The following is an 18,501-nucleotide window of genomic DNA, read 5'->3' as shown; positions in this document are numbered from 1 at the left end:
TCATGCGAATTTATTGTTAAGTTTATAAAAAGACATAGGGAGAGAAAAAAGTGACGACGAGCAAATTGGGAATTCCACTAGAAGGCTTTGCTGAATTTAGTAGAAAAGTAGCTGCGGAAGGCGCCGTGCTGTTAAAAAATGAAGGACAAGCTCTTCCGCTGAAAAACAATGAAAACGTGGCGATTTTTGGCCGGATCCAGGTCAACTATTATCGCAGCGGTACAGGCTCGGGCGGCAGCGTAAACGTTGCTTATACGACCAATCTGCTGGATGGCCTTCGCAGCAAGAAGAACATAGCCGTCAACGAGGAACTGGCGGCCGTATACGAGAAATGGATCGAACAGAACCCGTTCGATAATGGCGGAGGCGGCTGGGCGGCAGAGCCTTGGCACCAGAAGGAGATGCCGCTCACCGATGAGCTGGTGCGCGAAGCGAGAAGCAAATCGGATAAGGCGATCGTTGTCATCGGACGTACAGCGGGCGAGGATCAGGATAACGCCGATGAGCCGGGCAGCTATCAGCTGACACCGGAGGAGAAGACCATGCTGAAGCAGGTCACCGCCCATTTCGAGCAGACCATTGTTGTGCTGAACGTCTCTAATATTATCGATATGAGCTGGATCGATGACGCCGATTACGCGCATCCGATTTCAAGCGTCATTTATGCCTGGCAGGGCGGCATGGAAGGCGGCAATGCCATTTCTGACGTATTGGCGGGCGACGTGACGCCGAGCGGCAAGTTAACCGATACGATCGCTTACTCCATTGAGGATTACCCTTCGACCCGGAACTACGGGAACGAATTCAAGAACGTATACCAGGAAGACATTTATGTAGGGTATCGTTATTTCGAGACGTTCTGCCCGGATAAGGTGCAGTTCGAGTTCGGCTATGGCCTGTCTTACACGGAATTCCGGATTGAGCCGGAGGAAGCAAAGATTGTTGCCCGGGAAGGAGAGTCTTGCGTGGAAATCGGCGTGACCGTAACGAATACGGGCAGCGTCTATGCGGGCAAAGAGGTCGTTCAGATCTATTATGAAGCCCCTCAAGGCCAGCTTGGCCAGCCGGCCAGAGCCTTGGCTGCGTTCGGCAAGACTAAGGAGCTGCAGCCGGGTGAATCGCAACGCCTGACGCTGAGCTTCCCCGTCCATGCCATGGCCTCTTATGACGATGGCGGCGTAACCGGTGCTCCTTCCGCTTATGTGCTGGAAGCCGGAGTGTACCGTTTCTATGTCGGAAATAGCGTTAAGAATGCAGCGCATGTTACGGTTGAGGGGCAGGAAGGCTACGAAATGGCTGCCCTTCAAGTGGTGGAGCAGCTGGAGGAGGCGCTCGCGCCGACGGAGGATTTCACCCGCATGAAGCCGGGCGCCCGGAAGGAAGACGGCTCTTATGAGCTTGCCTTCGTGGCAGCGCCGAAGCAGAAGATTTCCCTGGCTGAGCGGATTGAGAAGAATCTGCCGCAGAGCCTGAAGCAAACGGGAGACCAGGGCTATAAGCTAAGAGATGTCCATGACGGCAAAGTAAGCATGGAGGATTTCATTGCTCAGCTTAGCGACGAGGACCTGGCGACGATCGTCCGGGGCGAGGGCATGGTCAGCCCGCTGGTAACGCCGGGTACGGCATCGGCCTTTGGCGGCGTCAGCGATCGCCTGCTGAGCTACGGTATCCCGGTCGGCTGTACGGCGGATGGCCCTTCCGGCATCCGGATGGACAGCGGGGATAAGGCGACCCAAGTCGCCATCGGCACGCTGCTGGCCGCGACCTGGAACGTGGAGCTGGTTGAAGAGCTCTATGTCATGGAAGGGCAGGAGCTGCTAAGAAATAATATTGATACGCTGCTTGGACCTGGGCTTAACATTCGGCGCAGCCCGCTGAACGGGCGCAACTTCGAGTATTTCTCCGAGGACCCGCTGATTTCCGGGGCTTTCGCCGCAGCTTGCACCCGGGGGATTATCAGTGGCGGATCTTACGCGACGCTGAAGCATTTTGCCTGCAACAACCAGGAGAAGCACCGCAGCAAGGTCGATGCGGTCGTGTCTGAACGCGCGCTGCGGGAAATTTACCTGAAGGGCTTTGAGATTGCCGTGAAGGAAGGCGGGGCCAATTCGATCATGACCTCGTACAACCCGGTTAACGGGCATTGGGCCGCCTCCAATTACGATTTGAACACGACGATTCTTCGCGGGGAATGGGGTTTTAAAGGCATCGTCATGACGGACTGGTGGGCGGTCATGAACGACGTCGTCCATGGCGGCCAGGCGGACCGGAAATATACGAACTGGATGGTTCGCGCGCAGAACGACCTGTATATGGTCGTCACCAACTACGGCGCCGAGGTCAATGCGTATGACGACAATACGCTCGAGTCGCTGAGCAACGGCACGTTGACCCGCGGAGAGCTGCAGCGCTGTGCGATGAATATTTGCGCGTTTCTCATGCAGGCCCCGGTATTCGACCGGAAACAGGAAATCGTCGAAACGGTGCATGCCTTCAAGGCGAATCCAGCTTCGACGCCAGAGCTGGCGCAGGTTCAGGTGCAGGAACTGTCCCGCGATGCGCAGATCAAGCCTTCGGCCACTGGCGCGGCTTACATGAAGGTGGATCAGGCCGGACAGTATCGGATTATTGTCAACATTATGTCTCCCGAGTCGGAGCTGGCGCAGAGCGTATGCAACGTCATGCTGAACGGGCAGCCGATGGTGACCATCCAGACGAACGGCACGGAGGGCAAATGGATCCGCCAGAAGCTGGTGAAGGTCGAGCTGGAAGCGGGCCTGTACGAGCTGACGCTCGACTTCCTCAAGCCAGGCCTGCAAGTTGGATGGATTGAGTTTAATCTGATTTGAACCGCGGCAACGTAATATGAATAGAGACCAAGGGACACCAAAAATCCGGGATGATGTCATCATCCCGGATTTTTGTCATTCATTTATGCGTTCGCTGCATGAGGCAGGATTCATGTCGAGACGGAATTATGCTCCTCTATCGCCTGCACTGAGGACTCCCGATCTGTTAGCAGCAATAGAAAAGCTATGGCTGCCATGACGGCACAGACTATAAATACGATGCGGAAGCCAAACCACTCCGCGACGCTGCCGGCGATAATTCCGCCAAGCATATTGCCGATAACCGAGGTGTTGGAATATAACGTTGTTGCGGTTCCGGGCTCCTGCGGGAGCAGGTCCTGGAAGTAACTGATGCCCAGCCCCATAACGATCGACACGGCGACTGCACTTAGGAACTGCATGGGAACGATAGCCCATACGATCGGCGTGACGGCCACCAGGGCATAGTAAGCAATCGCAAAGACCGCCCCGATCTTGATCAGCTTGGATTTACGGTATTTTGCCGCCAGAATGCCCACTCCGATCAGCAGGGGAATCTCCACGGCCGCCGCTACGCTGAACAGCACCCCTACATCGGACTGGCTGCCATGGAGCGTCCGGGTTACATATAGCGGAAGGTTCACCAGGCTCATGGTCGAGGCTACGCTGAGCAGGATGAAGGAGCCCAATACTCCCGCAATGCGCGGCTTCAGGAGAAATTTCCTTAAATTCACGGGCGCTTCGTTCTTCTGAGCGGTCTCTTGGCGGTTCGAGTTCTTCAGAAAAATCAGAACGAAGAGGAATACAATGCCGTAAGTCACGGCGGCTGAGAGGAATAACCCCTGAAAGCCGGCCGAGGCAAGCAGTATAGCAGCGATTGCCGGGCCGATGACCCATGCGAGAGAGAAGAACATCCTTAACGTGTTAATGGCCATGTCTGCTTGCTTCGAGCCGCTCCGGTTCACTTCTTCACGCGCATAAGCGAACATCTGCGGAAACGCAGAGGACGCCGTGCCGAGACATAGAAAGGAAACGGCAAGCAGAACGTAATAATTCCTAACGTAAATGAACAGTATGTAGCCGATGATCGCCGCGCTAACCGAGAGGATGATCACCCATTTCCTCCCCCAGTACCGATCGGACAGCCTGCCAAGCACTGTGCTGATCAGCACGCTGGATGCGGCGGTAACGGTCATGAAATAGCCTAGATAGGAGGGGGACATGCCCACCTCATCTACGCCAAATAAGGACAGGAAGGGATAGGTAAAGGAGATGCATATCCCTAGCAGCAAGGTTGAAATAATGAGAATAGTGTAGTTCGGGATCGAGAATAAAGCCCATATTTGTTTTAGCTTGTGCAAAAGGCTTCCTCCTTCTCGCTTCAATGCTTGATTGCAGCGATACGAATTCTTTTGTAGTCTGCAGACCAGATCTGACCGTCGAATAGAAGCGGTTTCGCCCGGTTCATGATCAACGCGTAGGCCTGCTGCTTCTCGCCTTCGGACAAGCCGCTGAAGAAGTCCCCTGTAAAGGAGGCGAGCCAGTGACGAAGGCCGTTCTCTCCGTCCTCCAGAGGGGTTGGCCGGTCGAAATGCTCGGCATAGGTCACCCGGAAGCCCTGGTGTTCCAGCACGGTGGTGTATTCAGAAATGCTGGGGAAATACCAGGGATTCCGGTCTCTGGCATCGGGGAGGCCAAAGTACTCTTCAAGGACGGCTATCGTATTCTCCGTGATGATGCCTACGTTTCCCTTGCCGCCAAACTCCGCGACGAACCTGCCGCCTGGGCGGAGACAGCTGTAGATCGTCTTAACCACGTCCTGCGCATTCTTCATCCAATGCAGAGCCGCATTGGAGAATACGGCGTCGAAGGACTCCTCCGGGCGGTAGTTCTCGGCATTGGCGGTAATGAACGGAATATCCGGGTACTTGCTCTTGGCCTGCCGGATCATCTCTTCGGAATAATCCATGCCCGTCACCTGAGCGCCGGCCTTTGATATTTCGTTAGCCAGATCGCCGGTACCACAGCCGAGATCCAAAATGCGTTCGCCCGGCTGCGGATTCAAAATCGAAAGAATCCCCTTGCCGTATTGCGAGACATAGCTTAGCTTATCGTCGTACAAATCTGCATTCCATTGATTCATTGAACTCATGGATGTTCCTCCTTTATCGGCTTGCCGTAATCAACCTGCCTCCATACTCCATATTGAGCTATCTGCCGGAAGATCATTTCCTTCTGAGGACAGCTCGGGGCAGCGTAGTACATGAGGTCGAACCTGCTTGCTGCGCATAACAATGACAGGGAAGTCCGAAAATCTCCGGACTCGTCGATGACGAACACAACCCTTTCATCCGCCTCCCGGATCAGCTCATTCAGAGAAGCATCGTCGAGGGGCGAGTGAACGGTGTAGACGCTTACGGGGCCCTTGTAGGGCAAATTGCCATGGGCTGCGCGAACGGCATATTCAAACCGGAGGTAGCTGTCGAACCAGAATAAACGGATCTCAGGATTGAAGAAGAGCTTCAGCAGCTGGAGCAGCTGAACATCGACGGACGGATGCAGCTCCTGGAAGGTGTGCAGATTTCTCAGCCAATTCTGATAACGGTTCTCGTCATATTCGCTAGGATGGTACATATGGTAAATGAGCGCATTTTTCGCATAAACGAAGGTTAATCCCTGCTGATACAACCGGTAGGCCAGCTCGCAGTCCTCGAGTCCCCAACCTTTGAAGCCTTCGTGGAACAGCCCGGCTTCTTGCATATTCTTGCGGCGCACGGAGGCATTGCAGGTAAAGAAAAAGTACCAGACGGTCTCCAAATTACTCATTTTCTCTGAAAATGCGTCAATGGCAAGCAGCCGGTCCGCCGGCAGCTGCTCCGGCAGCAGATCCTCACGGAATTCCGTCTTCAGACTCTCCACATCGAAATCATTCGACGTCAAGTAATTCCGGAAGCCGATTACAACGAGGTCATCCCGCTCCCGATGATATCTCAAATGCTCCTGGATGAAATGCGGAGGCACCAGATGGTCGCCATCCAAAAATATAATGACCTCGCCGTCCGCCTCCGTAAGGCCGAGGTTCCGGGCGGCCGCCCGGGATGAGGCGAGAGACCTGTCGATATAAAAATATTTCAGGGCATATTTAAGGATGAGTTCATGTATGGCTTCGCCTGTTCCGTCGTTCGATCCGTCATCCACGACAATAACCTCGAAGCTGTCCCCCTCCTCCAGAACCTGATGGTTTAACGTAATCAGGCAAGGAATAATTAATTCGACGTTATTGTAGGTCGGCATAATAATGCTGGCTTTCATCGTATTCCTCCTTTCAAATACGCATCGGAAGAGCTCATCACAGCCAGCATCCGTTCGAGCAAGCTTTGCTCCAGGGGCGCCGTTTCTTGAAGAGCCGCAATCATCTTGGAAATGAGCGCAGGATCCTGATTCTGCTGATACATCATGAGCATGAGGCGCACCGTTCTCATCCCCTTCTCGACCTGGGCGTATTCGGCGGCGACATCCCGCAAATCCTCTAGCCCCAATCGGGTGATCAGATGATCCAGCCTTGCCTGCATGCAGGTCTTGTGCTCCCACATAATATGGAATGGGCGTATGTCGAAGGCGATGCGGTCCTGCCTCAGCTGCTCAAGGTAATTCTGCAAGCAGCTATAAGATTCCATGCCATAAGCCAGATCAATGGGCGGCTGCATATTTCGCATGTCTTGATAGGAATTCCCGGAATTCACGTAAGCAGAGAGCTGGCGACAGGCGTGCTGCAGATCGAAGGGATACACGATATGCGGCCTGTAGCGCAGCAGGTAGGTATACTGGCGATGCTCTCCGGCCAATTCGACTTGACTGAATCCCTGAGCCATATGTTCATAGGGCACGTCAAATTGGGTATATTTCGTCTGGTTCCGGTCTTGGATGAAATCTGCTACCTGAAAAGTCCCGGCCTCGTCGTCATAGCCAAAAATCAAGACTTGATGCGCGAATCGATTCTTCTGAAAGAAAGGAGTATAAGGGATAAAAAACTCATCGATATAGGTAAAAACGTAGCACTCCGCATGAATGCATTCTTTCAAGAAAGAGACGCAATCCCGTCCCATTTGGAGTATCCTCTGCCGGGATATTTTCTCAGCGCTCAGCCAGGGAATAGAATTCAGGTAATGGCTTAATCCTGTCGTATAGCGCTGCTTGTCAGCTTCATAGATGAGTTCGTCGTAAATGAAGAAGTTGAAAGGTACACTGCTGTCCTTAAAATTACGATGGCAATATAATTGAATATAATTGCTGTAGAACCAGTCCGAGCTCTCGGGATAATGGGCGAGGATGCTCAGCACATGACCATGATGGACGTAACCGGTGATCATCGGCGGCTGGATGGGCAACAGAACCGCGCTCAACTGATTAACTCTCCCAAATATTTAGCAACGCCGTCCTCGTCGTTGCTGAGAATAGATTCGTCAGCGATCTGCATGACGCTTTCATGTGCATTGCCTACAGCGATTTTGCGCCCAGCTACAGCAAACATGGAGAGGTCGTTCACATGGTCGCCGAATACGGTCGTTGCGGATAAAGGAATTCCTAAGAAAGCAGCCAGTTCCTGAACCATAAGTCCCTTATTCCCCCTTGGATTGGAGATTTGGAGATTGAAGAATCCTTTATTATAGGAGTCCTCGAATATGAGTACGTCTACGCTGTCTCTATAGGTGGAATCGATCCATTCTTGAAAGGGAAGCAGTTGTTCGTAGGGAGCGATGAAGAATAAATTCAATAAGGTGTCGGAAGGCATAAGCCTTGATTGTTGGGAAACGGGGTGGTGCCACGCCTTCAATTGCTTTATTAAATTGCATTGGGCTTGATTCTGCAGCCCGAAATGCATTACAGTCTCTTGTATATTATCATAATTTAGGACTATTGGTAACAAATTATATTTATTTCCTTTATCTATAATATCCGCTGCAATCTCGAATGCGAGATTGTTGCAAATGATAGGTTTATGCTCGGTAGGATCTACCATTATGGCACCGTTTAATAAAATGGCAGGGAGGCGGAACTGGATCCCGCTCAATAGACTTCTCGCTGCCGTATACGTGCGAGCCGTGCAGTACGTCAAATTCACCCCTTCATGAATCGCTCTGTTCATGACCGTTCGGGTGTAATCGGATAATTTCAAGTCCGAGCGAAGCAGAGTACCATCCAAATCTGTGATATATAAAGGCTTCAACATATTCATCCCCTCCAGTTATGGCCAATCTGCGGACTGCAAGTGCAAGGACGCTTTGTTATGCTCGATTTGTTCTTCGATATACCGCGCGATCCTTTTCGCGTCCGTTTTGCCGGACGGCAGTTTGGGAAATCCGGTGCATAGCAGCAAATAACGCGGAACCATGTAATCCAAGAGCTTGTCCTTAAGCGCTCTCTGAACATTGGCGAGCTTGCCGAGTTCCAGATCGCCGTCTTTTAGAATAATTGCGGCCGCTAATACTTTGCCTCGGCCCTCCTCATGAATGATGCTCAGGATGAAATCCCTTACCAAGGGAATCTCCCCGAGCGCCCCTCTGATTTCATTTAAGTTAATGCGGTAGCCGAGTATTTTGACCTCATCGTCGCCTCGGCCGATAAAGTGGTATAAGCCCTGTTCATCCTGCTGGCAAATGTCCCCGGTCCGGTAATAAACCTCCCCATGGATTGCGACGAGCCGGGATTTCGTTGCTTCGGGATTCGACCAGTAGCCGCGCATGAGCTGGTCTCCGGCAACTAGGAGCTCTCCGCTGACCCCCGGGGCCTCTATGATCTCTCCCGCTTGATCGATCAACAGAGCATTTATGCCGGTCAAAGGCCGGCCGATGGGAAATAAATGATGATCATTCACATTAGCGGCTGTAATCGGGTGAGCCAGGCACACGCACGTAGCCTCCGTCGGCCCATATCCGTTGATGACCGTCAAGGCTGGAACCTCCTGGAGCCATCTTTGGATCGACTTGACGTTAAGCACCTCTGCTCCCGTCATGATCCGTTTCAGGCTGGATAAATCCTCTTTGCCAAAATGGGGCTCCTCAGACAGCAAGGATAGAATCGGCGCTACTGCCGCAAAGTGGGTAATCCTCCGTCTGGCGATATATTGGAGCACCAGGGAAGGAATCATGAATTCGTCGTACAAGTATACGCTTGCTCCGCAATACAGCGGCAGCAGGGTATCCACAATCGATACATCGAAATAAAAAGGGGAGGTGTTCATGCAGACCGATTCCTCGGTGATGTTCATGAATTCGTTGACCGCCGCAAAGAAGGCCAGCATGCTTCGATGCTCGATCACCACCCCTTTGGGCAGGCCCGTCGATCCTGACGTATACATGCAATAAGCCATATCAGAGATATCTATATCAGGCCAGACATGGCCTGATATAGAATCTTCCGTTAGATGGCAGGGTCCTGCATGGAAAGGGGAGATCGACTCCAGGGGAATCCGCCGGATCTCCGGATCCAGGCCGGCTGCCTCCGCCAGCATTTTTTCTGGTAAAATTACAGCCTTGGGGGCGATTTCACGCGCGATGTGCTGCAAGCGGCCTGGCGGGTTCTTAGGGTCTACAGGGACATACCCCACCCCCATACGCAGGCAGCCGATGATGGCGGCTACCAGTGAGACTTCCTTTTGGGCGAAGCAGATGATCCGATCTCCGCGGGTGATTCCCCATTGGGATAAAGCGGCAGCGCAAGCCAAGCTATGCTTGTCCAGTTCAGCGTATGTCAGTGAATGCCGGCTGTCCTGGACAGCCATTTTATTCGGCTGCTTCCCGGCATAGTATGAAATGCGGCCGCCCAGCGAATCTACAGGCTTTCCTGTCAATGCATCCAGCACGGAAGAGACCTCCCACCTTCATAGAATGGATGTTTATATCGTTTAAACCTAATGAATAGGATCAGGTTGCCGGGTCAAACATTTATACGCTTACTTTGGAGAAGCGCTCATAAATTTTATTGCAGTAGTCCATTGAGGTGTTTAAGCGTAAGAAGGCTCCCTTTACGATCTCGATTCTGGCCTCAGGGTTGTCTTTGATGATCGGAACAATCGCGTTTTTGACCCATCCATGCCCGTGACGGGTGTCAATTTGGATATGCAGAGTATGGTATTCCCGGCCCTTTTCACTGATGCCGAGGCGTTTGAATCCCTTGACCAGTCTGCTGAAGCGTTTTGGCGCAACTAGCTCGACCGCTCCGAGGCAGCCCAAGGCCCGATACAGATTTTTGCGGTACAGGGCGGAATACAGAAGGGTATTGCCTACCGCCAGGGACTGCCAGCTAGCGCCTTCTACTAAAGACAAGGTGTTCGTATCATTCAGGAGCCCCAGCTCGTCCAGCAAATAATTGAACATGACGGTATGGACTTTATCCATCTCACCGTTGCCCATTTCATCCCAGTAATTTTCGGCAAGCTCCATCTTGATCACTTCGCTGGTGCCAATCTGCGCCAGGGCAACGAGATCGTCGAAACGGCTGTCTACCGTAATCTCTTGAGAGAAGAAGTAACTCATTTCCTCCTTGGAGCAGCTTTCCTCCAAATAGGCGTACAACTGATGATTGGCTGCTTCATGATCCAGGATCGTCCTCATGAACCAGCGCTGAAATTCCTTGGTATCCGTCGGAATATCGATATCGGGAAAACGGCTGTCCTCGTAAGCTTCCCAAGCTTCCTCCAATTCTTTCTGGATGCGCATCAGCGTAGGATCATACTGGTTGAACACCGGCTTTTGCTCCATCGGATGAATATTTAGGCTGTACAGAAGATCCAGAGCCCGGTGCAGGCTATAATAAGCAGCTTCCTTGCCCGCTTTGTAATCTTCCACGGTTTGCAAGGCAAGCTTTACGGCTTCATTCGCATCCTCGGGATTTTGCTTCATATGCGAATACAATTCCGGCCATTCAATCAATGCATGGACAAGCTCATGAAATTGGACGCTCGAATCGAAGATCATTTCAGGCAATTGACGGTTAGACATAATAGATTATCCCTCACTATTCTTTTGATTTTTTTGGATGAATAACATATCCTAGCACTCTACTTTGGCAATCATGTTCAGCATCATTTCATCGGTTCCCCCGGCTAATGACAGGGCTCTGGCATCGCGGAAAAACAGCGAAATAGGATGGTCGTCCAAATAGCCTTCTCCTCCGAACAATTGCAGGCACTGGTCGGCGACTTTCCTTACCAGCTTCCCGCCTGCGTATTTGGCCATTGCGGCATCGGCCATATTCTCGTTTGGCGTCGACATTTTTCGTATGCATCCATAGCTGAATTGTTTAACGGATTCAATTTCGGTGATCAATTGAGCGAGAGTGAATTGAACATGCTGGTTAGAGCTGAGAGGCTTGCCAAACGTGCGGCGTTTCTTGGAGTGTTCGATGGTGAGGTCAACATGGTAGCGTGCCATCGCGGCCATCCGGATCGCTATAATCGTCCGTTCCTGGAAAAATTGCTTCATTTGAATAAACAGGCCGAATCCCAGTCCGCCTATGACCTGCTGAGGGGCGATCTTAACCCGGTCAAACTCAATTTCTGCGATATCCCCCCGATTGCCCAAGGTTGGCAGGTTCCTGACTACAGCAACGCCAGGCGACGATTTAGGCACAAAAAACAAAGTAGGCACAGGATCTCCCTGTTTATTGGCGGTCTGGGCAAGGACGCAGTAAGCGTCTGCCGATACGCCATTGCTGATGAAGGTCTTCCGTCCTTGAAGGATATAGCCGTCCCCCTCCTGCACAGCTGTCGTCTGTACATTGCTCAGATCTGAACCGGCATTCTCTTCCGTTAGGGCCAGCGCCAACAACGATTCGCCTTGAATAGCGGAAGGGACCCAGTCCGCCGCCAGCTCTTTGCGGGCGTATTTGGCGACCAGGCTTGTCGCTATATCCAGATGGCTGGCAACGGACATTCCGATCGCTCCATTAGGCAGTCTCGCTAGCTCTTCATGTAGAATGACGTTATACCAGTAGTCCAGCGCTGCCCCGCCATATTGTTCAGTGAACGTTGCTGACAAATAACCAGCTTCGCCTAATTGGCGAAGGATTTGTTTGATCGGGGGAGGATGGCCAGCGGCTCTCCATTCGCTTAAATGGGGCCTGATCTCTTGATCGATAAAATGGCGGAGGCCGTTTCGGTACGCATCATGCTCCAGCGTAAACGGGTTTATACTCATAGTATCCATCACCTGCAGTTCAGCTTATTTTGCTTACTTTCGCAATTTTGGTCAGCATCATTTCATCAGAACCGGTCGAAATGGAGAACAGGCGGCTGTCCCGGTAGAATCTCCCTATGATATGGTCATCGAGATAAGCGTCTTTGCCGAACAGCTGCAGGCATTCGTCGGCGACCTTGCGGACCAGTCTGCTGGACTGCAATTTGGCCATTGCGGATAACAGGGAAATGTCTCCCTGCTCCTGCCAAATGGAAGCTGCGACATAGTTGCATTGGCGGCTCAGCTCGATGTCCGTGCGTAATTCCGCGATCTTGAATTGGATCCATTGATTCTTGATGAGGGGTTCGCCGAAGGTGACTCTGGAGCGGCAGTGCTGGACAGTTAAACGAAGCATCTCGTCAGCCATTGCGGTAGCCCGGCAGGAGGAGATAATATGCTCTTGCGCGAATTGGTTCAATTGGGCGAGAAATCCTCCGCCTTCGTTGCCGATCCGGCAGGCCGCGGGTACCCTGACGTCCTGAAACGATACGCTGGCAACATTGGCGGTACGATGACCCATCATGCCGATTTCTTCGCTAATTTCGATGCCGGGCAGCGAGCGGGGGACGAATAGCAGCACCATGCCCGTCAGCGGGTTGCGGTCTGGCATGGCTGCAAGCACGCAGTACACATCTGCATCCAGTCCGTTCGTGACGAAATTCTTGACGCCGTTCAGTACATAGTAGTCGCTCTCGCGTACCGCTGTGGCTTGGATTGCTGCCACATCCGATCCGGCGGAAGCCTCCGATACGGCATGGCCAAAAACCAAATCGCCCCGAAGTGCAGGGGACAGCAGCTCTTCACATTGCGTTGCAGTTCCATAGTCGGCCACTAATGGGGCGACCATGTCGTTATGGATGATGATGGCCATGCTGATCCCGGCGGAGGGGATTCTGCCCAGCTCTTCAGCAAATACGATATGTGAGAATATATCTTGATCCTGTCCGCCATATTGGGAGGGATAGCGCAGGCCCAGCAATTCCTGTTGCCCTAGCTTCTTGAGGATGCTTCTTAGCGGGAACCGGCGCTGCTGTTCCCAATCTTCTACGTGGGGGAGAATTTCTTGCTTCATGAAGGCTTGCAGTTTCTGGCGCAGCAGCAGATGGCCTTCCGAGAAGAAAGAATTTGTGTTTGTTTGCGGATTCACTATTGGGAACTTTTCCGTAGCGGGACTCATAGCTCACTCCCTAACGGCGCCTGAACGGCATTTTGCTTAATGTAGTCTGCCAGTCTTCCAAATTCATTCAAGATGTCGATGTCGATTTGATTGCCAAAGAAATCAAGGCCGAATTCATGCTGTATGGCCACGATAACTTGAATGATATCCATGGAATCCATGCTCAGCTGTTCAATAAAATTGTCTTCAGCGCAAAATTCGGCATCGGTACCCTTCACCTGGTTGATAATTTGGCTAAGCTTGTTCTCAATTTCATGCTCCACAACATAGCTCCCTCCTTAAAAATACATTTATTATTAAAATATAGAATTTTATGTTATTTAATATAATACTTACTAGAATCGTGGTTGGCAATGACTACATTTGTCGCATTTTGGTAATTTGTGTGTGCGCCAGACGGGGCTCATCGCAGCTTGTATCTGCTCTTGTACAGCGCAGGGAGATTCGTCATGAAGTTCTGTAAAGGGGATATCATCCGGGGGAATGTCGCCATGCTAATTAAATTTTCTGCCCGTCCATCCACAGCCGAATAAGGCTGTGGATTTTGCATGAAATGAAACCTTTTGGCAGGAATTCATGTATTATAGGTAAATGCCAACTAGCGAGGGGGAACTCTATATGGGAATCTTGTCGAGATTTCGGGATATTATGAGAGCCAACGTCAACTCGTTCGTAGATCGGGCGGGGGATCCGGCGAAGGCCATGGATGAATATATGAGGGACCTGCACAGCGATCTGGGCCAGGTGAAGGCGGAAGCGGCAGCGGTGCTTGCGAATGAGCGAAGGGCCAAGGCTTCTCTGGATGAATGTCAAGCTGAGATCAGAAAGCTGCAGCGTTACGCCGAGAAAGCCGTGGAAGCGGGCAATGAGGATGATGCCCTGAAATTTCTGGATCAGAGAGCGCAGCAGGCCGCGAAGTTGAATGAGCTGCAGACGGCTCACGAGCTGGCTGCCGCCAAGGCGGCAAGCATGCAGCAGCTGCAGGAGAAGCTGATATCCGACCTCGGGCAGCTGGAGGCACGGCAATCCGAACTGAAGGAGAAGCTTGCCTTCTCCCGAATGCAGCAAGGCACCGGTGCGGGCAGCAGCCTATCTGCCGGCACTTTCGATGAACTGGAGGAGAAAGCGTATCTCGCCGCGGAAGAAGCACTGGCGTTGGCCGAGCTTCGGGCTGGAGAAGCACTGGACAATGCTGCTGATTCGGCGGTTCATTTGGAAGACGACAACGTAAAACCGGATGTGAATGCTGGCTCGAACAATAGCATGAACTCTAGCATAAACTCTAGCACAAGCTCTGGCGCCAGCACTTCTGCGAGCGTCGAAGATGAATTAGCAGCAATCAAAGCAAGAATGAACAAGAGGGAATTGTGATGCAAGCTACTTTTTGGGTACCTGAGGTGAGCAAATGCCGGTAATCGACTACAAATGTCCCAACTGCGGCAGCGGCATGGTCTTTAACGGTAGAACCGGAGCATTGACCTGTCAAGGCTGCGGGAGACAGGACAATATTGAACAGCTTCCTGATCCGCTTACGCAGCAGTCATTTTCCGAGAGTCGGGGGAGAGGGTATCACTGCAACAGCTGCGGGGCCGAGGTGATGGCCGATGCTGAGATGACCGCGACGGTGTGTAGCTTCTGCGGTACGGCCGTCGTTCTCGGCGACCGGCTGACTGGAAATCTCGCCCCGGCCAAGGTGCTTCCTTTTCTGATCAGCAAGGAAGAGGCGATGGCTGCTTTTCGGAAATGGTGCAGGAACGGCCTGCTTACCCCCGACGGATTTATGACCGCGGATCGCGTCAAGGGGATCACCGGAGTGTATGTTCCTTTCTGGCTCTATGAGCTGCATAATCGCGTGGAGGTTCATGGCCAGGCTACGAAAGTAAGGACTTATACGCGGGGCGACTATCAATATACAGAAACGCAGCATTTTGCGATATACCGCAAGCTCCGTCTGAATTACGTCAATTTGCCGATCGATGCTTCGCATAAAATGAGCGATGATCTGATGGATAAGCTGGAGCCTTTTCCGTACGAGCGGCTGAAGGGCTTCAAGAGCCCCTACCTCGCCGGTTATACTGCGGACAAATACAGCTATGATGATCGGGAGCTGCTTCCGCGGGCCAAGGAGAAGATTCGCAGCTATATTGAATCCTCCATTTCATCGTCCGTGTCAGGGTATACTTCTGTCAGCTTCACCAATAAACAGATTGATACGACACCGAAGAGGGCCGACTATTGCCTGATTCCGGTCTGGATGGTGAAGTATGACTACAACCGGTCGGAGTACTTGTTCGCGATGAACGGCCAGACCGGGAAGGTCGTCGGCAAGCCGCCGCTCAGCAAAGCGAAGGTCTCCGCCTGGTTTGCGGGCGTATCGGGCGTAACCCTGCTATCCCTGAAGCTGATTTCCTGGATGATGGGGGGAGGGTTCCTGTGAGAAAGAATTTTGCGATATTAACGGTACTACTTTGTCTTGCGGCATATTTGGTCATTCCCTTTGGAACGTCGGCAGCTGCGGAAACGAAAAAGCTGATCTATGACGAAGCAAACCTGCTCACCGAAGAGGAATACATGGAGCTAAATGCGATGGCGAATGAGTACGGAGCCAAGCGGGAAACGGATATGATCATTATTACTTCTAACAATCCGGACAACGTCGATGTCAAGCTGATGACGCAGGATTTTTATGATGAGCAGGCGCCAGGCTACGATAAACCCCATGGCAACGCGGTGATTCTGACGATGGATATGAGGAACCGGGACGTCTATTTGGCCGGGTTCTACAAGGCAGAGGAGCTCCTGGATGACGGCAGGCTTGATCGGATCCGCGAGAAAATTACGCCGAATTTAACCAATGGTGACTACAAGCTGGCTTTTGAAAAATATATTAAAACCGCCCACAAATACATGGGCTTCAAGCCGGGAGTGGACCCGGACAACCCGCTGTTCAACTTTGGCTTCCAGTTGATTGCAGCCCTAGTCGTTGGAGGAATCGTCGTGGGCATTATGACTTACCGCTCTGGCGGCCGCGTAACGGTCAACCGGCGCACCTATGAGGATGCCAGCACTTCGGGGATCGTAGATCGTCAGGATCAATACCTGCGCACGACGACGACGAAGCGGAAGATCGAGCGGAACACGAGCAGCAGCTCGGGCGGCGGGGGCGGCGGCGGCATTACCGGCGGCGGCCATTCGCATAGCGGCAGCAGAGGGAAATTCTAATCGAAGGGACGGGAGAGCAAGATGGGATTCTTCAGAAATCAATTCGCCAACGTCGTAGAATGGGAAGAGTTTAGAGACGATATGATCTTCTGGAAGTGGAGCAACCGGGAGATCAAGAAGGGCAGTAAGCTGATCATCCGCGCCGGCCAGGACGCGATTTTCGTGAATAATGGCAAGGTTGAGGGGATTTTCAAGGATGAGGGCTCATACAACATCGAATCAGAGATCATCCCTTTCTTATCCACGTTAAAAGGCTTCAAATTCGGCTTCAATAGCGGTATGCGGGTAGAGGTTCTGTTCGTCAATACGAAGGAATTTACGGTTAGATGGGGAACGCAGAATCCGATTCTGATTCCGACGCCTCAGCTGCCGGGAGGCATGCCGATTCGCGCGAACGGAACGTTTAACTTTAAAGTCAGCGACTACGTGTCGCTGATCGATAATATCGCCGGGATGAAAGGCAGCTATCTTGTGGAGGATGTCAAAATCCGCATCACCTCTGTATTGGACCAGCTGCTCATGAAATGGATCAGCCGGGAAGGCAAGGACATGTTCAATCTGCAGGCCAATGCGTCGGAAATTGCCAAAGGGATTCGTGAAGACCTGGATATGGAAATGCTGGGCAACGGAATGACGATTACCGGCTTCCAGGTGATGAGCTTCAACTATCCGCAGGAAATCCAGGATATGATCACGAAGACGGCATCCCATGAAATGATCGGCAATCTGCAGAAGTACCAGCAGGTCAGCATGACGGACGGCATCGCATCCGGCAAAGTGCAGGGCGGCGGCATGGCCTCGGACATGGCGGGCATGATGATGGGCATGACTATGGCGAACGAAATGATGAAGAACATGAACATGAACATGCATCAAAATCAAAATCAGAATCCAGGCCAGAAGCAACACCAGCAGCACAATCCGCAGCACAGCCAGCAGCCCCCGGCGGCTCCTGCTTCCGAAGGCGGCAAACGCCCTAACTTCTGTCCGAACTGCGGCGCCAAGAATGAAGGGGCGAACTTCTGTCCGAATTGCGGCCAGAAGCTGAACTGAATCATTAATTGCAAAAAAGAATTAAACGATGGACCAGTTATAATGGCTCATGCGTTTAATTCTTTTTTTAACTATGCGGACTTGTAGCCAGCTTCTGTTGGATTGCTCAACTTAGAGTAAATGGATGTATAGCAGTTAATCTCTGCGGCATAGAAGGAAGAATAGATTTAGATGGATTTCATGTCATTAGAATAAGAGAATTGGCTAATCACGGCTGGATTCTTGATTTTAGATCCATCAAATCCATCAAATCCCCTGAAGCATGCATTAAGAGCATAATTAGATACATAAATTCCATTTCGTATTACTATTCTTACAGTTCCGTCCATGTCACGTTTAACTCAATGACCCCTTCGTTCGAAGACAATCGTCCGCCAATCATGGACCAGCTCTCGTTCTTTTCGGGATTATCGCCTTGAATGATAATGTTCTTATCGTCAATGTTTTGACCGCTATCATCCAAGTTTTGCGTTTTGAAATAATCCTTGTATAGCTTGGTGATCACCGCCATGTCTTCCTCGGTTGAGAAAATCAGCAGCATCGATTTTTTGCCGTCTTTTATTTCAGAGTGGGAAGTGCTGATCTTGGCATCGTCTGGAAGGGGGAAATCCGCCGGCAAATATTCAGGTCTTTGCTCATCATGGTCTTGGGCTCCGGCAGTCATGTTCTGTACGGCTTCTGTATCCGGCGGTTGATGTGCCGGCTCGCTTTTGGAGGATTGGCAGGCGGTTACCCCCATCAATACAAGCATGGATAACAGTAAATACATCAATCTGCTGATCTTCATGAATTTGTCTCTCCTTCTCCACGTTCCACGTATTTCCAAACCCATCCCATATTAATACGTTTTTGCATTTTATCCTACGGTTGATAGGCCCATTTATGAAGCCGTTTCACCATCCTAGCCATATACTTTAGACCCGTGCTGCTGCTTCCTTACTCCTAGTTCTGCCACGTAGTCAAACCGACGAGGTTATATTCAAAA

16 protein-coding genes are annotated in these 18,501 nt (G+C 51.6%); 5 read left to right on the top strand and 11 right to left on the bottom strand.

The genetic code is table 11. From position 1 onward, the window contains the following. The first annotated feature begins 50 nt into the window (after window positions 1-50). Complete coding sequence (locus tag GNP95_RS24610; RefSeq protein ID WP_330163610.1) at window positions 51-2,849, top strand: glycoside hydrolase family 3 C-terminal domain-containing protein; 2,799 nt, start codon at window positions 51-53, stop codon at window positions 2,847-2,849. A 110-nt stretch (window positions 2,850-2,959) separates the two neighbouring features. Here the strand turns inward: GNP95_RS24610 and GNP95_RS24605 are convergent, their stop codons facing one another. From GNP95_RS24605 to GNP95_RS24560, 10 genes are all read right to left on the bottom strand, one after another. Next, the gene (locus GNP95_RS24605) at window positions 2,960-4,189 is read right to left on the bottom strand and encodes a sugar efflux transporter (RefSeq protein WP_196427313.1); all 1,230 of its coding nucleotides are present in this window, start codon (window positions 4,187-4,189) and stop codon (window positions 2,960-2,962) included. 20 nt (window positions 4,190-4,209) lie between these two features. After that, window positions 4,210-4,980 carry a class I SAM-dependent methyltransferase gene (locus GNP95_RS24600; RefSeq protein WP_196427312.1) on the bottom strand — a complete coding sequence of 257 codons (771 nt, stop codon included), beginning with the start codon at window positions 4,978-4,980 and terminating at the stop codon, window positions 4,210-4,212. Beyond that, window positions 4,977-6,140 (bottom strand): glycosyltransferase family 2 protein, encoded by a 1,164-nt coding sequence (locus GNP95_RS24595; protein WP_155613458.1) that lies wholly within the window; start codon window positions 6,138-6,140, stop codon window positions 4,977-4,979. Before GNP95_RS24595 ends, GNP95_RS24600 begins: the two co-directional genes overlap by 4 nt. Beyond that, window positions 6,137-7,231, bottom strand: a complete 1,095-nt coding sequence (locus tag GNP95_RS24590) for a cysteine peptidase family C39 domain-containing protein (protein ID WP_155613457.1) — start codon at window positions 7,229-7,231, stop codon at window positions 6,137-6,139. The genes GNP95_RS24595 and GNP95_RS24590 overlap by 4 nt, the downstream gene beginning before the upstream one ends. After that, the gene (locus GNP95_RS24585; protein ID WP_196427311.1) at window positions 7,228-8,058 is read right to left on the bottom strand and encodes an HAD family hydrolase; all 831 of its coding nucleotides are present in this window, start codon (window positions 8,056-8,058) and stop codon (window positions 7,228-7,230) included. Before GNP95_RS24585 ends, GNP95_RS24590 begins: the two co-directional genes overlap by 4 nt. Before the next feature lie 15 nt (window positions 8,059-8,073). After that, a complete protein-coding gene (locus GNP95_RS24580) occupies window positions 8,074-9,690 on the bottom strand; it encodes an amino acid adenylation domain-containing protein (protein WP_155613455.1) in 1,617 nt (538 codons plus the stop codon). A gap of 82 nt (window positions 9,691-9,772) precedes the next feature. Continuing rightward, on the bottom strand, window positions 9,773-10,828 hold the full coding sequence (locus GNP95_RS24575) for an iron-containing redox enzyme family protein (RefSeq protein ID WP_155613454.1): 1,056 nt from the start codon (window positions 10,826-10,828) through the stop codon (window positions 9,773-9,775). A 51-nt stretch (window positions 10,829-10,879) separates the two neighbouring features. After that, window positions 10,880-12,025, bottom strand: a complete 1,146-nt coding sequence (locus GNP95_RS24570; protein ID WP_196427310.1) for an acyl-CoA dehydrogenase family protein — start codon at window positions 12,023-12,025, stop codon at window positions 10,880-10,882. Window positions 12,026-12,044: 19 nt separating this feature from the next. Further along, window positions 12,045-13,211, bottom strand: a complete 1,167-nt coding sequence (locus GNP95_RS24565; RefSeq protein ID WP_196427309.1) for an acyl-CoA dehydrogenase family protein — start codon at window positions 13,209-13,211, stop codon at window positions 12,045-12,047. 26 nt (window positions 13,212-13,237) lie between these two features. After that, the gene (locus GNP95_RS24560; protein WP_155613451.1) at window positions 13,238-13,504 is read right to left on the bottom strand and encodes an acyl carrier protein; all 267 of its coding nucleotides are present in this window, start codon (window positions 13,502-13,504) and stop codon (window positions 13,238-13,240) included. A 355-nt stretch (window positions 13,505-13,859) separates the two neighbouring features. Here GNP95_RS24560 and GNP95_RS24555 point away from each other — a divergent pair, with 355 nt between their 5' ends. Genes GNP95_RS24555 through GNP95_RS24540 form a run of 4 tightly spaced genes read left to right on the top strand, consistent with a single transcriptional unit; the run spans window position 13,860 to window position 17,516 of the window. After that, window positions 13,860-14,612, top strand: coding sequence for a PspA/IM30 family protein (locus GNP95_RS24555; RefSeq protein WP_155613450.1), 753 nt, complete (start codon window positions 13,860-13,862; stop codon window positions 14,610-14,612). A 34-nt stretch (window positions 14,613-14,646) separates the two neighbouring features. Beyond that, window positions 14,647-15,678, top strand: coding sequence for a TFIIB-type zinc ribbon-containing protein (locus GNP95_RS24550; protein WP_155613449.1), 1,032 nt, complete (start codon window positions 14,647-14,649; stop codon window positions 15,676-15,678). Next, entirely contained in the window at window positions 15,675-16,463 is a 789-nt protein-coding gene (locus GNP95_RS24545) for a TPM domain-containing protein (protein ID WP_330163609.1), read from the top strand. The genes GNP95_RS24550 and GNP95_RS24545 overlap by 4 nt, the downstream gene beginning before the upstream one ends. Before the next feature lie 21 nt (window positions 16,464-16,484). Continuing rightward, window positions 16,485-17,516: an SPFH domain-containing protein gene (locus GNP95_RS24540; protein ID WP_155613447.1), complete on the top strand. Its 1,032-nt coding sequence runs from the start codon at window positions 16,485-16,487 to the stop codon at window positions 17,514-17,516. A 313-nt stretch (window positions 17,517-17,829) separates the two neighbouring features. Here the strand turns inward: GNP95_RS24540 and GNP95_RS24535 are convergent, their stop codons facing one another. Next, the gene (locus tag GNP95_RS24535) at window positions 17,830-18,303 is read right to left on the bottom strand and encodes a hypothetical protein (protein WP_155613446.1); all 474 of its coding nucleotides are present in this window, start codon (window positions 18,301-18,303) and stop codon (window positions 17,830-17,832) included. Window positions 18,304-18,501: the final 198 nt, after the last annotated feature.

Source organism: Paenibacillus woosongensis, from assembly GCF_009725165.1.
In the GTDB taxonomy this organism is placed as follows: domain Bacteria; phylum Bacillota; class Bacilli; order Paenibacillales; family Paenibacillaceae; genus Fontibacillus; species Fontibacillus woosongensis.
This window is presented reverse-complemented; position numbering and strand designations above follow the sequence as displayed.